This is a genomic window from Streptomyces sp. NPDC002643, from assembly GCF_053592555.1.
In genome coordinates, this window is sequence record NZ_JBSFVY010000038.1 from 69,564 (window position 1) to 84,047 (window position 14,484).

Sequence of the window (14,484 nt, forward strand, 5' to 3'; positions counted from 1 at the left end):
TGCGGCTTGTAACCGCATCCGGCTCTCCAGTGCCTTTTCTTCTCATGAGTTCTGCCGCGAGCGACTTTCGCCGTAGTGAATGTCCTCGTGGCAGACACGGCAGACGACCAGGGTCTTCCGATGGCGCGCGGCCATCCTCTGGGCCCAGGCGGGCTTGGGTGCCCGTCCCCGGACGTTCAGATCCTTCAGGTGCCGAATGTGGTGCACTTCGACACCGTTGTGGGACCCGCACATCTCGCAGGTGTCGGCGAGCAGGCGCTCTACCACTTCATTGCGCGCGCTGTTCCACACCTGCGTCGGGTGGTCGTCGAGACTGCCGATCCTGGTCTTGTGCGCCAGTGAGATTCCGCCCCACTGCGCCACCAACGGCTTTCGTCCCTCCCCGTGTTCGACGGTGACCTGAAGCCCTCGACGAGGGCCGCGATCCGTCTTCAGCACGGTCCGGTAGCGCCGGTAGACCTTGGAAACGCGAACGCGATACTTCCGCGCCAGCGTCTTGACCAAGGAACGCTCCATCACGTGCTTCAGCCGTCCGAGGCGATGGAGGTTGAAGGCGAGCTGGTAGTAACCGGCGATTCCGCGGAACTCCGCCTGGTACTGGGCGACAATGGAAAAGTCGCTGTTGACCGTGCGTTCGGTCCGCCGGATCGGTCGGCCATGGTGCAGGTAGGGGCGGCACTTGGCGCGGATAACGTCAGCAGGCACCTTCAACCCGATCTGCGCGTTGATGCTGCGATGACCGCGATGGTCGTGCTTGGTGTCGTTGTCCAAGACCACGATCTCGTAGCCGAGGAACCGGGCGGCGCTCGTCCGCCCATGAGTGATCAGGGTCTTGTCCTCGGACAGCTCCAGCTTGAGCTCGTCGCGCAGGAACCGCCCGATGTCGGCCTTGATCTCCTCGGCTTCCCGCTTCGGCCCGGTGAACCCGAGCAACCAATCGTCTGCGTAGCGGCAGTAGTTCAGCCGCCGATAACCTGGATCATCGGGGTCGCGGGAGGACATGGTCTTCATCTGCTTGCGCAGGGCCCGACCGGCCTCCAACTCCCCCTGCTGCTCCAGGCGGAAGGCGCGCTGCCACAGCAGCATGTACGGACGATACGGCGTGCGCCGGGCTCCCCGGTTGCAGGCGGGCAGCAGGCTCGTCTCGATGTACTTGTCCAGCCGGTCCAGGTAGATATTGGATAAAAGCGGCGAAATCACGCCGCCTTGCGGTGAGCCGCTCAGCGTCGCGTGATACCGCCACTGCTCCAGATACCCGGCCCGGAGCAGTCCGTCGACCAACCGCAGGAAGCGGTTGTCGTGGATCTTCTCGGCCAGGATCGACCGAAGGATCTCATGATCCAAACTGTCGAAGCAGGCTTTGACGTCTCCCTCGACGAACCATGTTGTGCCCCTCCACCCTGGGTAGATCGATTGCAGGGCGGTGTGACAGCCCCGGCCGGGCCGAAAGCCGTGGGAGTGTTCGGAGAACTGCGGCTCGTAATACGCCTCAAGCAGCAGGCGCATCACTTCTTGCAGCAGCTTGTCCGACCACGTAGGCAGACCTAAACCGCGCCGACTCTTGCTCTTTCCCTTCTTCTCGATGTAGACGCGGCGGGTCGGTGACCATCGATAACGCTCAGCACGGAGCGCGTCGATGATCACCTGGATCTTCTCCAGGCGCATGCCGTCCACGGTCTCGGCCGTGATGCCGGGCGTCATCGCACCGTCGTTGCGGTAGATCCGCCCGTAGGCAAGCAAGTACAACTCCCGGTTGAATAAGCACCGGTAGAGACGTTCTAGCGGCAGACCTCGCCTGCCGCGTTCACGGATGATCCCCAGAATGGCTTCGGCGCTCTGCATTTCGCATACCTCGCCATCGTGAAGGATCTGTTGACACCTGGGGGCCTTCGCCCGTGTGGACGGCTTTCCCGTCCTCCCCGGTCGGGCGTTACTCCGACGACTACTACGCCCCCTCCGTCGCCATAGGGCTCGCGCCCCGTAGGCGATCCCGTATTCCCCTTGCGTTGGACGTATCGAGCGTGACGTAGGCGACCCGGTCCGTCTCCTTGAGCGAACTCGTTGTCCGCCGCCCGCCGGCCGGAAGGGTTGAGACGAGGAAACTCGGACTCGTCCGATGCCGACGGCTGCGACTTCAGACGTCGTGTCGCAGGGTGTGCTCTTTCCACCACTGGTGACTGGGCTTGAAGCAGTATGGCCTTCGCCGTATCACGCGGGCCTTGCACAGCAGCGCCTTCGACGTCTCCTCAACGCTCCGCGCTTTCCCGCCATGCTGTTGTCCCCTCGCGCTTTCGCGTCCAGGTAAGACGGGCGGCCCCGAGGTCACCTCCTTCCGAACCTCGACCCCCTGCGGGGGCGATCCAACGCCGAGTGAAACGGCGCACCGTCTCCGAGCACCGGGCTCTCCACAAGTCCCGTTCGGGCATTCTGTGATCTCATGCAGTCACCGTCCACGGTGTAGGGATGCTGTATCCACGGAACCGGTATCGGGTAGTAGACATCCGACCCGGCTGGAGCAGCTTTCCACTCTCCGTGACGGGCTCCCATCCGCCGTCGCAATAAACTCGGCGGAATCCACTCAGCCGCATTCCTTTGTGTTTACGGCACGCCCAGATGAACACCCTCTTCCACGTGTAGTGGTTAAGGTACTGGAACGTCACCTTGGACACTCCGGGGCGGAAGTAGTTACACCACCCGAAGAGCACCGGGTTGAGCTGGTGCAACAGGGCGGTGAAGGGAAGGTTCGTACTGCTCCGGCAGATCTTCTTCACCTTCTCCTTGACGGCATTGAGCGCCTTCTTGGAGGGGTAGTTGTAGACATACCGCCTGTCCGTGCCCCGCTTGAGATGGCGCTGGATGTGCCATCCGAGGAAGTCAAACCCTTCATCGATATGCGTGATGAACGTCTTCTCTGCCGACAGAGTGAGTCCCATCGGTGTGAGAACCGAAGCGACCTCGTCGCGCATGGCCTCCGCGTCCTCGCGGGTGCCCCACACAAGCACCAGGAAATCGTCGGCGTACCGGACGAGCCGGTAGTTTCCGAGTCCCAGACGCCTGCGCTTTCTGCGCTCGTAGGAGGTCGAGTTCGGCCCCCCGGCCATACTGGCCATATGCTCGTCCAGTACGGAGAGGGCGATGTTCGCCAACAACGGTGAAATCACGCCCCCAACACAATGGGCAACTTCTGCTTTGAGGTGACGCTCAGCTACCGGCGGTTGGAGAAGCTGCCGCGTACGGAGAGTAGGCGTCGTCGTGACGGGTAGTACATTCATGACATGGTGCGCGGGGAGCGTGTCGACGGCATCGAGTACGCCCGGCGGGTCAATGCCGCCGCTGACCTGGTCGCGGCGGGACTGTCCGCCCTTGCCGCCGCGCGTGTGCTGGCCGGCCGGTACGAGGTGTCGGTGCGTCAGGCACGCCGGTATGTGGAGCAGGCCATGGCTGCAGGCCGCGTCGAAGTCCCCGAAGCGAACGTCGTGTTCACCGTCAAGCTGCCCGGCTCGCTGGCCGAGCGGGCGCGGGCCCATGCGCGCGCGGGTGATGCCACCTTGTCGTCCGTGGTGGCGCGGGCCCTGGCGGAGTTCCTTCAGCGGGAGGACCTGGGGAAACGTCCCGGGCCATGAGCGAGCGGACGCTGGAGCTGGAGTGTGTCTTCTCCCGTCACGCGGACGCGGACCTGTCGGCGGCCTATGCCGTACTGGTCCCCCCACACCGTTCCCGTTTGCGAGCACCTCGCAGCGAAGGAGGGCCGCGCGATGACCAGTGCGGCGATCTACGCCCGGGTCTCCTCGGCCCGGCAGAAGAAGGACCAGACGATCGGATCGCAGACCGCGGCGCTGCGCGCGCACGCCGCCGCGCTGCATCTTGAGCTGCCCGAGGAGTGGGTCTTCGAGGACGAGGGACACTCCGGCGCCACCCTGATCCGTCCCGGCCTGGAGCGGCTGCGGGACCTCGTCGCCCAGGTCGGCGTGGATGTGGTGCTGTGCTACGCGCCGGACCGCCTCGCCCGCAAGTTCGCCTACCAGGCCCTGCTGATCGAGGAGTTCGCCCGCGCGGGCACGCGTGTGGAGTTCGTCCGCGGGCCGCGTGGCGACAGCCCCGAGGACCAGCTGCTCGTCCAGTTCCAGGGCATGTTCGCCGAGTACGAGAAGGCCCAGCTCATGGAACGCTACCGGCGCGGCAAGACCTACCGGGCCAAGGCCGGGTCCGTGAACGTCCTGGCCGGCGCCCCGTTCGGCTACCGCTACCTGCGCAAAACCCCCGAGTGCGGGGCCTCTTACGAGATCGTCGAGCACGAAGCCGTGCTGGTGGCCGAGCTGTTTCGCCGCTACGCCGACGAGGGCGCCTCCCTCGCCGAGCTGACCCGCTGGCTGAGCGAGTCCGGCACCTTGACCCGCACCGGCAAGACGCGCTGGGATCGCAGCGTCGTCTGGGGCATGCTCCGCAACCCCGCCTACGCGGGCCATGCCGTCTTCGGCAAGACCCGGCTCGTCCACGAGCCCCCGTCTCTCAACCGCGTCGCGCGCCTGCAGGGCCGCACCACCCCACGCCCGGTCAAGGCCATCGACCGCCCCCGCGAGGAATGGATCACGATCCCCGTCCCCGCGATCATCGACCAGGCCACCTTCGAGCGCGTCGCCCAGCGCCTGGCCAACAACAAGAAGTTCGCCTCCCGCAACAGCAAGGTCCCCTCCCTGCTGCAGGGCATCATCGCCTGCGCGACGTGCGGATACGGCTACTACCGCAGCCACACCACGACGAGCGCCAACAACAAGATCTACTACTACCGGTGTCTGGGCTCCGACGACTACCGCTACGAAGACGGCCGCATCTGCGCCAGCAAACCAGTCCGCGCCGACTACCTCGACGCCCTCGTCTGGGACCACATCACCGCCCTGCTCGCCGACCCGCACCTGATCCGGGCCGAGATCGACCAGCGCCTCGAACGCGCCCGCACCTCGGACCCGGCCACCCGCCAACGCGCCCGGACCGAACTCGCCCTGGCCAAGGCGAACATGGCGATCACCAGGATGATCGAAGCCTTCCAGGAACAGCTGATCACCATCGACGAACTCCGCGCCCGGATGCCCGACCTGCGCGCCCGCGAAGCAAGCCTGCGCAGCCAACTCGACGCACTCGACTCCCAACTCGCCGACCGCGACGCCTACCTCCAACTCGCCGCCAGCCTCGAAGACTTCCTCGCCCAGCTCCGCAGCAACGCCGCCATGGCCGAGGTGCCCCAGCGCCAACGCGTGCTGCGCCTGCTGGTCCAGGACATCCTCATCGGCCCCGAAAAGATCACCATCCGGCACCGCATCCCGGCCAGGAAGAAGACCACCCAGGGTGACCAGAAGCACGACGCCACCGACACCGAGGGTGACATGCGCCCGAGTTATCCATTGTGTTGGGGGCGTGAGGATGCCTCCTTGCGGGGTGCCGGTGTGGGTTTCTCGTGTCTGGCCGTCCTTGGAAAGGATGCCTGACTTGAGGAATGCCTTCACCAGGTCCAGGACGCGCCTGTCCTTGATCCTGTCCCGCACTCGATCCATCAGGGCCGGGTGCGAGATCTCGTCAAAGCACGCTTTGATGTCGCCCTCTACCACCCACTCATAATTCTTGGATGTCATCAGGCGAGTCTCGGCGATTGCGTCGTGGGCTCGGCGATTGGGTCGGAACCCGTAGGAGCACGGGAGGAAATCCGCCTCGAAGATCGGCTCCAGCACCAGCTTCAGAGAAGCCTGGACCACCCGGTCTGCCACGGTGGGGATGCCAAGGCGGCGCTTCTTTCCGCCCGCCTTGGGGATCATCCTTTCCCGCACCGGTACCGGTTGGAACGTCAGCTCTCTGAGTTGAGAGCGCAGTTTGTCGAGGAACACCTCGACGCCCTGTCCGGCCTCGATGGAGTGGACCGTCTTTCCGTCCACTCCGGCCGTACGCGCCCCCTTGTTCCCTCGCACCCGATACCACGCCACCAGAAGGAAGGCGGGGTCGGCCACGAGGTTGAACAGGTCGTCGAACCTGCGATGTTGATCGTCATTTGCCCAACGGTGCAGCTTGGTCTGGATCTCCAGTACCCGGCGTTCGGCCTTGGTGACCGCCCACTCCAGTTCGTCGGTATTCACCGTCGTCCTCCTGGCATTCCAGCATCCTTACTGCTGACTTGCTGGCCCCCTTCGCCATGTACGTGCCTCTCGCACGTTCGGACTACTACGGGGCCTCCGTCCCACACTGCGGCCGTCAGTCGGCAACGGACCTTCCCACTTTCCGGACCGGATGCCCGGATCAGAGGGGAGCCGCAGGTGGTTCCCACGTTCACCACATAACCGATTGGCCAGTTAGGCGTCCAGCTATACCCCGGCAGCATCTCCGTGCCTACGCCGCAGACATTCGGCACGGACTCCTCACCGATAAACACAGTCGGCTTCAGAGTTGCCCCCTCCAAAAACAAAGAGGTGGCACGCACTGCATCACGGCCCATATCCACCAGATTTGAGCCGCTGGAACTGTTACGGGGCTTCGAATGCCGGTTCACTCTCGTTACACCTTCTGACCTCGCTTGCCCGACCCACGCCATCTGGTAGTGCTGGTGCGTCCGGGCTTTGTCAGGACTGCTCCTGCCCTTGCCGGCGTTCCCCGGCTCAGGCTGTCCTCAGCTTCTTCCGGTCGGCTGCGACCGCCGGAAGGCGGGGGTCTTACACCCCCGCTCGGTTATGCAGCGCCTCGTGGCGCACGTGCTCCAGGTTCCAGCAGGCAACACGCAATTCAGTGCAATCGCAGGTCAACGGGGCCTCCTTCTTGGGGTTCGAGCAGGATGTGCGCAGGGACCGGCAAGTTTGCGGGTGGAAGCCGCACGGCGCCCGGTGCAGGGGTGAGGAAGAGGGCAAGCCGGAGGACGGGTGCGGTGCAGTGCGGGCGTTACGCCTTGACGGCGACAGCTGCGAATGCTGCCGAGCTTCCGGCGGGGTACGTGGGGGCTGGACCGGTATGCCAGAGGGCCGTCTCGGTCACTCCGGGATCGAGCAGGTGCCATCCGTCTGCGAACCGGGCGACCTCGGCACGGCTGCGCAGCGCAATGGGACCGATCGCCTCGGTGTACAGGGCCGCTGCTTTGTCCATGTGGCCGGGGTGCAGGTCGGCAGTGGGATGGGTGATGGAGAGGGCGCTTCCTGGCGGCAGTCGGCTGGTGAGAGCCGAGAGGGCGGGGTAGGCGATGTGGTCGGGCAGTTCGTGCAGGACGGCGTGGGCGAGGACGGCTACGGGCTGCGACAGGTCCACGGTGCTCAGCAGGTCCGGGGCGGTCATGATGCTTTCGGGCCGGGCCAGGTCGGCGTGCACGTGGATGATGCAGTGTGGTGCCGGGGCCGTGAGCAGCGTTGCGGCGTGGGCCATGACGATCGGGTCGTGGTCTATGTAGACCAGGGTGATTCCGGCTGATAGAGGATGAGCCCTGGCGGCGGTCTCGTGCAGCGGGGGATAGGTAGGGAGGCCGCAGCCGAGGTCGATGAACTGGGTGATGCGCAGGTGCCGTGAGAGGAAGTCGGCTGAGCGGGTCGCGAACGCGTCGTTGATGGCGACGGCGGCGGGGAGGAACGGGGCTGCGGCGACGAGTTGCTCGGCGAAGGCGGCGTCGACGATGTAGTGATCTTTACCGCCCCTGAGGCAGTCGTGAATCCGGGCGGAACTCGGGTAGGCGGTGAGCTGGCGCAGGCTTACGTCCGAGCCGAGTGCCATCAGCGGGCTGCGCTGTCGTATGGCCTGAGGTCTCGGCGAAGGCTCGCCCTTTCGGTCAGTCTGAGCGCCTTGGGATGTACCTCGGTTGCGGCGACGCCTGGCGGAGGCTGCCTGTGCGCGCCGGTATGGAATGCCGTGCGCTCGCTCCAGCGTGCGCAGCAGATCCTGCAACTGGCTGACCAGGACCAGCAGGTGTTCGTACGCCAGGTCTGCCCGTGGTCGGGAGGCGGCGCGGTTCTTTGTGCGCTCGATGAGTTCGTGGAGTGCGGGGCTCTGCGTTTCGTCGAGCCGGGCGGCCAGGGCCCGGGCGTGCGGGAGCAGGGCGGGGGTGAGCGCTTCGAGGGAGGTGAGTGCTGCGGCGACGGCGCGCGGGGCGGAGGGGATGCTTCGGTACGCAATGCCGTCCAGCTCCCGCCGCGCGTCAGCCAACGATGCCGAGAGGCTTGCTTCGGCCGTACTGACGGCGGGAGTTGTCGTCGTCATGGAGGTGCTCCGAGTCGGTTGGGCAGGGGCGCGGGAACTTCAGGGTCAGGGAAGGGGCGTTTGGGGGGCGGTTCTCGCGAGGTAGCGTTCGGACCACTGGAGGCGGTCGATGCCGCGGGCGATTTCGCCGAGGCGGTGGAGCTGGAGGTCGTCCGGGCCGGCGGGAGCTGAGATGAGGTCGATGTCGCGGGAGAGACGGGATATCTCGTAGTCGGCCCGTCCGCCGTATCCGCCGTGAGCGTCTTTGGCTTCCTGGAGTGAAGCCTTGGCAGCCCGGCTGTTGACGAGTTTGGCGTTGAGCAGCTCGGCGTCGCACGGAACGCCTTGGTCCAGGAGGTGCGCTGCGTGATAGACGCTGCTTTCGGCGGTCATCAGACGGGACTTGATTTCCGCGAGGTGGTTGCCGATGACTGGCAGGTCGGCCAGGACACCGTCGTAGCGGGGACGGCCGGTGAGGAATGCGGTGGTTACGTCCAGCACTCTGCGGTGCAGGCCCAGCGCGACGGCGGCGAGGTTGGGCCGGCCGCAGACGAGGGAGGCGGTGTAGGCGATGTCCAGGCCGTCTCCTTCCTCGCCGAGCATGGCGCTCGCGGGGACGCGGACGTCGCGCAGCCGTATGTCACCGGCGGTGAAGCCGTGTAGACCGACCAGGGGCGGCTGCGTGATGTCGAGTCCGTCCCGGTCGGCTTCGATGAGGAAGGCCGACAGGCTCCGGGGGTGTCCGCGCTTGCCGGTGCGGGCGATGACGAGGTAGAGGTGGGCGATGCCGGAGGCGCCGACCCAGCACTTGTCGGCGTTGATGATCCAGTCCTTGCCCTTACGGCGGGCGGTACTGGTCATGCCGATGACGTGGCTGCCGTGTTCCGGTTCGGTGACCGCGATGGCCATGTACAGCGTGCCAGCGGCGATAAGGGGGAGCCACCGCTGTTTCTGCTCCGTGCTGCCGCGGTAGAGGAGGGCGAGTGTGGGGATGAACGGGGCCTGCAGAATCGCGCCGGCGGCTCCGCTGACGTAGGAGAGTTCGTCGAGCAGGAGTGTCCTGGCGATGTGTCCGGCGGCCAGGCCCCCGTACTCGGCGCCGAGGAACACGCCGAACCAGCCTCGCTCGCCCATGAGGCGTGCGAGGTCGTGGTCGGTGTGGGTGCCCGCCGCCTCCATGTCGGCGATGCGGGGGGCGACTTCTGCACGGGCGAACTTCCGGCCTTGCTCGCGCAGGCTTTGCTGGGCGTCGGTCAGATACACGTCGACAGAAGGCATCCTGTGTTCTCCCTTCCTCGGGCCACCGGCCCTACAGCCTTGCCGTGGTGTTTGGTCAGCGCGGCGGGGTGTGCAGGTGCGGCGCTTGGGCGGGCAGCTCGTCGATCAGGGACAGGGTCTGCTGCTGGTAGTGCTTGATGAGGCTGACGCCGGAGCGTCCCCAGGCGGTCACCCGGTCTCCGACCAGGCAGATGGTTCCGACGCCGGTGTCCGTGGGCTGGTGGATCAGGGGGCCGCCGAGGTAGGTGCGGGCGCCGAGCTTGGCGACGGCCCCGTTGCCCGACCAGCGGGGGTAGTCGTAGATGTCTTCGAGGGGCAGGATCTTGCGGCGGTCCAGGGTGTGGACGCACCATCCCTCGTTGCGGGGCATGAACCGCTGCACGGGCGGGATCTCACTGGCGGCGGCCTGGCTCTCTCCACTGCCTTGGCCTGCGGGGACGTACATGCCGGCGAAGTGCTGGTAGCCGTTCTTGAAGATGTTGACCATGCTGTAGAAGCCCACCGGACTCCTCATGAGCTCGGCCGCTTCCGCTGCCAGCGCCGCAGCGAGTTCGTCGAACGCCGGGACCGGCTGGTCCTCGGCGAGGTTCAGCGTCGGCAACAGGTGCATGCGCGCGTCGAGTTCGCGGTCGGCAGGGACGAGGTCGGGGCGGGTGCTCTGGTCGTCGAAGGCGGTCATCAGTGGGTCTCCGGGGGCGAAAACTCGGGGCGGGTGAGCAGCGGGAGGGGTCGGGCACGCTCGCAGACGTGCTCGAACAGGGCGATCAGCACCCGCTGCGCGGAGGCTTTCTCTCGTGCGTCGCACGAGACGACGGGGATATGGTCAGCGAGCTGGAGAGCCGCGCGGACGGCGTCCTCCGTGTAGGGGTGGGCTCCGTCGAAGCGGTTGATCGCCACGAGGAACGGTGTCCCGCGGCGCTCGAAGTACTCGACGGCCGGAAAGCAGTCTTCGAGCCGGCGTGTGTCGGTGAGGACGATGGCGCCGACAGCGCCCTTCGACAGGTCGTCCCACATGAACCAGAACCGGTCCTGGCCGGGGGTGCCGAACAGCAGCAGCTGGACGTGCGCCGTCGGGCCGAACCGCAGCTCCCTCAGTGTGCGGGCACTGAGGGGAAAGGTCATGCGGCCGAAGTCCATGGCCACCGTGGTGTGCGATTTGCGTTCGATGCCGGCCAGGCTGTCCGTGCCGATGCCGGCCATGGTGAGGGTTTCCTCGGTCCGCAGCGGTTTGATCTCGCTGACGGTGCCGACCAGGGTGGTCTTGCCCGCCCCGAAGCCGCCGGCGACCACGACCTTGGCCGGGATCGTCAGGTCAGAGGCTTCTGCGTAGCCCGTCAAGGACGTCCTCCAGTACGCGTCGGTCGGTGGTGGCTGTGGTGAATCCGGTCGGCATGGGCACCGTCAGGTAGCGGTCGTCGAGAAGGTCGGACAACCAGATCTTGACCACCTGCAGGGGCTTCTCGAGCGTGGCGGCGATCTCGGCGACCGAGCGCGGCCCGGAACGGCACAGGTTGAACACCTGCGCGTAGTGGGTCTGCAGGGCCGTCGCGGGCGGTTCGCGGCTGGCCTGGACGAGGGAGGACCGGTCGAGTTCGGGATGCGAGGCGCGGACACGCCCATGGACCAGGGCGTAGGGCCGGACCGAGCCCAGATCGTCTTCGATCCAGACCGCGTTGCTGTCGCGTACCACTTCACAGGACCGGCTCGCCGGCAGCGGCAGCCTGTTGCCGCAGGGCCACGGAAAGGTACCCGGGCATGCGCTTGACCAGCAGGGCCGTCTCGAAGGAGATCTGCTCGACGTCCGTGGTGTTGTCGGCCAGGACGCTCAGCAGCGCCCCTTTCCCGGCGGCCATGATGAACAGGTAGCCCGCGTCCAGTTCCACGGTGACCTGGCGGACGCCGCCTTCCACCTGGAGTTCGAGGTTGGCGCCGATGGCCAGCGAGTGCATCCCGCTCGCGATGGCGCTCAGCGTGTCCGGCTCGGATCCCTCCCGCGTGCTGAAGTAACTGACCTGCAGACCGTCTCGGGACGTCACGAGCGCACTCTGCGCTCCGGTGGTCTTCTCGACGAAATCCTTCAGCAGCCAGGTCAGGTCATTCGCCGGGGTCTCGGGGTTCATCTGGTGCCTCCAAGGCGTTGTGGGGGAGGGAACGGTTGGGGGGCTGGTCGCCGCTGGGACCCTGATGGGCTGCGCGGCGACGTCCTGCGGCGATCTGCGCCAGCAGCCCGCTGTCAGGGGCCTTGGCCGGCTCGGCGCGACTGGGGGCGGCCTTGCGCAGGCCCTGCGCCAGGTAGGACCGCGAGGTGTCCCGGACCGCCAGCGGCGGCGGAGCCTCGCTTGCCGAGCCAGACGTACCCGCCTGTCCAGGCGGAAGCTGCTCGGGCGCTGCCCGCCGGGAGGGGGTCCTGCGCTGAGGCAGAGGCAGCGTGCCTTGCTCCGAGTTGGCTGTCGCGCGGGGCAGTGGGGGGCGCATGGGTCGTGGAGCTGGCGGAGGTCCGCCCGCGCTAACGCTCTGGCGAAGGCCATCGCCCCGGCCTGGTGGTCGCGCTCCCACTGCGCGGGGTGCGAGGTCGTGCGCCGCGCGGTCCGCTCGGCCGAGCTCTGTTCTGTCATCCGATGTGCCGTGAATCAAGGCGAAGGGAATGACGACGACTGCCTGGTTGGAGTGGTAGACGTTCGTCTGCAGCCTGACTTGGAGACCGATCCGGCGTGCGTGAGTGGCGACCACCCACATCCCGATCCGTCCATCGTGCACGTACTCGCCGACGCTGTGCCGGGACACGTCCGCCAGCAGCCCGTTCAACTGCTCTCGGGTCCCGTCAGGCATCAGTCGCCCGTGATCATCGATCTCGATCGCGACGCCAGCTGACACCCGAACGACCCTGATCATTACCGGTGCGTCCGGTGGTGAGAAGTTCGTTGCGTTGTCGATGAGTTCGGCCAGCAGGTGAATTAGGCCGGCTGCCGCTCTACCGTGGATCGAGCCCTCGACGGGCGACGCCAGCTTGACCCGTGGGTACTGCTCGACCTCGGCGATCGCATGGCTGATCACGTCGGACAGCGATGTCGGTTTGTCGGAGCGCCGTGGCACAGAACCTCCCACCACGGCGATGCTCTCGGCGAAACGCCGGGCGCGAGTCGCCATGTGGTCCAACTGCCACAGAGGGCGCAGGACCTCGGGATCCTCGATCTCACGCTCCAGCTCGTCGAACGCCGTGAGCATCTGATTGAGCAGCATCAGCATCCGGCGTCCAAGCGTCAGATGCGCCCGCTTCTCCTGCTGGGCGGAAGCACCGACGATCAACACCTGTGCGTCGCGTACGAATCGGTACAGTTCGTGCTCGAGAACGGCAAATCTATCTCGGTCGTTGAGAGGCAACGGAAGTTCATGCACCGCGGGCCGTTCCCCCCGCTGCAGTCGATCCATCGTCTTGTGGATGGCCTTGCCGCCATCGGTGGTCACCGTGTGAAGCCGGGCTATCCACTGTTCCACGGCATCCGTGTTCGCTACGCGCTGTCGGTGCACTTCGCCAGCGGTTCCATCACCGAGACGCCACGCCACCGCCACCACGATCAGACACCCAGCGGATGCCACAGCCCACACCAGCGAGTGGCCGACGGATCCCAGAAGTTGAGAACGCACCAGGTACTCGCCACCGGACAGCAGCATCAGCACGGCGAGGGCCGGTAGAACAGCGATCATTCGCACCCGCGTACGAAGACCTCGGGCGGAGGTCAGGCTCTGTCTAGGGGGTCTACCGTGTCGCCGCCGTCGAGCGGAGCGGGACGAACGTGAAGCATCAGACATTGGCGACCTCGGGGACGGATGACCAGAAGGGGGCGTCAGCCACCTGGATTCGGCATGGAGGAGGGATAGGGACCTCATGACGAGGCGCGCCACGAGAAACGAACGGGCTCGCGCTTTGCCGGCCGAGTTCCTCGACGGCCATCGCAGCGGTGATCTCTGAGGTTTCGGCTGTGCTGCCCGGCGGGGAAGGCAGGCTGGTGTTCCTCTCCCAAACAGCCCCGCGGAACACTGTCCAGGCAGAGGGGAGAAACCGCCCGTTCGAGAACGGGTGGAATGAACACCGGCTCAGGCTTTGGGCGCTGCGGCGTCCGAGTCGGGACCTGATAAGGAGGGGCTGCCAGCGGACGCGCGCCAGGCAGCAGCACCCGGAGGAAGCGGCGTACTGCCCGGGCCCACGAGGGTGCGGCAGCCGGTCTATATGCGGATCCCGCTGAGCGCCCCGGCCGCGCCCAGCATGATGCGGCTGATGGACGGAGCGAGGGAGCTGTCGTGGAGGTAGAAGCCCAGGAGGACGGCCGCTATTGCGTGGCCTGTCTTGAGGCTCCCATTGCGGATCAGTAACCACACCGCCAGTGCCAGCACAAGGACAAGGGAGACGTTGATGCTCACGGAACTGGGTTTCTGTCGGGGGCGCGCTTCCGCGAAGTCCCGCGTGCTCGATCGCGTCGGCAAGGATGGCCAACGTGGCTGTGGTTCTTGAGGAGTCGGCCCACTTGACGGATGGGGCGCCCGGGCGGCCCGATACCGCGCTGGCCCGGGTGTGGCCGAAGCAGGCCGTTATGCCGGTGAGGGCGGGAAACAGGGCGGGCACGGTGTCCTCCGGGTGCGCAGACTTGTCGTCTTGCGTCATGCCCGCGACGCCCGGGTGACCGTTTCCGGCCTTCACTGATTTTATAGGTAAACCGGCACAGTATTCGACCGTCTCACACCGGAATCCTGTGAAGGATGCATGACGGAAAGATCGATAGCGCCCGGAATGCGAAACCGTGGCTGGGTGAGCGCACATGCGCTGGCCAGCCTGGCCGTAATTCACGCTAGTGCTGTGATGCTACGTGTGCATGGTGCGTCCCGCCTTGTGGGTCGCGTTCGGGGTTCCGGAATCTGCTAGTACTGCAGCCGCAGTTATGGGGGTCGGTGGCCTCGTCGGCGGTAGTGGCTGAGGCGGGCGCGGTGTTGATGGCGGCGGCGCCAGTGTGACCAGTG

The 14,484-nt window shown here is 66.2% G+C and carries 12 protein-coding genes and 1 pseudogene; 2 read left to right on the forward strand and 11 right to left on the reverse strand.

Annotation, left to right across the window (positions count from 1 at the left end; translation table 11 throughout):
- Window positions 1-42: 42 nt before the first annotated feature.
- On the reverse strand, window positions 43-1,842 hold the full coding sequence (locus tag ACWD4G_RS38480; protein WP_451302049.1) for a reverse transcriptase domain-containing protein: 1,800 nt from the start codon (window positions 1,840-1,842) through the stop codon (window positions 43-45).
- 593 nt (window positions 1,843-2,435) lie between these two features.
- A complete protein-coding gene (locus ACWD4G_RS38485) occupies window positions 2,436-3,272 on the reverse strand; it encodes a group II intron maturase-specific domain-containing protein (protein ID WP_451302082.1) in 837 nt (278 codons plus the stop codon).
- A gap of 3 nt (window positions 3,273-3,275) precedes the next feature.
- On the opposite strand from ACWD4G_RS38485, the gene ACWD4G_RS38490 reads away from it, so the two are divergent.
- Both ACWD4G_RS38490 and ACWD4G_RS38495 read left to right on the forward strand, forming a co-directional pair.
- Window positions 3,276-3,623, forward strand: a complete 348-nt coding sequence (locus tag ACWD4G_RS38490) for a hypothetical protein (protein ID WP_451302051.1) — start codon at window positions 3,276-3,278, stop codon at window positions 3,621-3,623.
- A gap of 132 nt (window positions 3,624-3,755) precedes the next feature.
- Window positions 3,756-5,483 carry a recombinase family protein gene (locus ACWD4G_RS38495; RefSeq protein WP_451302052.1) on the forward strand — a complete coding sequence of 576 codons (1,728 nt, stop codon included), beginning with the start codon at window positions 3,756-3,758 and terminating at the stop codon, window positions 5,481-5,483.
- Here ACWD4G_RS38495 and ACWD4G_RS38500 read toward each other — a convergent pair.
- The 9 genes and pseudogenes from ACWD4G_RS38500 to ACWD4G_RS38540 all read right to left on the reverse strand — a co-directional run.
- Window positions 5,469-5,807: pseudogene (locus ACWD4G_RS38500) on the reverse strand (reverse transcriptase domain-containing protein); the annotation flags it as partial. The gene ACWD4G_RS38495 and the pseudogene ACWD4G_RS38500 overlap by 15 nt on opposite strands.
- A 1,108-nt stretch (window positions 5,808-6,915) precedes the next feature.
- The gene (locus ACWD4G_RS38505; RefSeq protein ID WP_451302054.1) at window positions 6,916-8,214 is read right to left on the reverse strand and encodes an SAM-dependent methyltransferase; all 1,299 of its coding nucleotides are present in this window, start codon (window positions 8,212-8,214) and stop codon (window positions 6,916-6,918) included.
- A gap of 45 nt (window positions 8,215-8,259) precedes the next feature.
- Complete coding sequence (locus ACWD4G_RS38510) at window positions 8,260-9,471, reverse strand: acyl-CoA dehydrogenase family protein (protein ID WP_451302056.1); 1,212 nt, start codon at window positions 9,469-9,471, stop codon at window positions 8,260-8,262.
- A gap of 55 nt (window positions 9,472-9,526) precedes the next feature.
- Complete coding sequence (locus ACWD4G_RS38515; protein ID WP_451302058.1) at window positions 9,527-10,150, reverse strand: GAF domain-containing protein; 624 nt, start codon at window positions 10,148-10,150, stop codon at window positions 9,527-9,529.
- Window positions 10,150-10,809, reverse strand: coding sequence for a GTP-binding protein (locus ACWD4G_RS38520; RefSeq protein WP_451302060.1), 660 nt, complete (start codon window positions 10,807-10,809; stop codon window positions 10,150-10,152). Before ACWD4G_RS38520 ends, ACWD4G_RS38515 begins: the two co-directional genes overlap by 1 nt.
- Window positions 10,784-11,161, reverse strand: coding sequence for a DUF742 domain-containing protein (locus ACWD4G_RS38525; RefSeq protein WP_451302062.1), 378 nt, complete (start codon window positions 11,159-11,161; stop codon window positions 10,784-10,786). The genes ACWD4G_RS38520 and ACWD4G_RS38525 overlap by 26 nt, the downstream gene beginning before the upstream one ends.
- Before the next feature lies 1 nt (window position 11,162).
- Window positions 11,163-11,591, reverse strand: a complete 429-nt coding sequence (locus ACWD4G_RS38530) for a roadblock/LC7 domain-containing protein (RefSeq protein ID WP_451302064.1) — start codon at window positions 11,589-11,591, stop codon at window positions 11,163-11,165.
- Window positions 11,566-13,176 (reverse strand): ATP-binding protein, encoded by a 1,611-nt coding sequence (locus ACWD4G_RS38535; protein ID WP_451302066.1) that lies wholly within the window; start codon window positions 13,174-13,176, stop codon window positions 11,566-11,568. Before ACWD4G_RS38535 ends, ACWD4G_RS38530 begins: the two co-directional genes overlap by 26 nt.
- Window positions 13,177-13,695: 519 nt before the next feature.
- The gene (locus tag ACWD4G_RS38540) at window positions 13,696-13,890 is read right to left on the reverse strand and encodes a hypothetical protein (protein ID WP_451302068.1); all 195 of its coding nucleotides are present in this window, start codon (window positions 13,888-13,890) and stop codon (window positions 13,696-13,698) included.
- Between the last annotated feature and the right edge of the window lie 594 nt (window positions 13,891-14,484).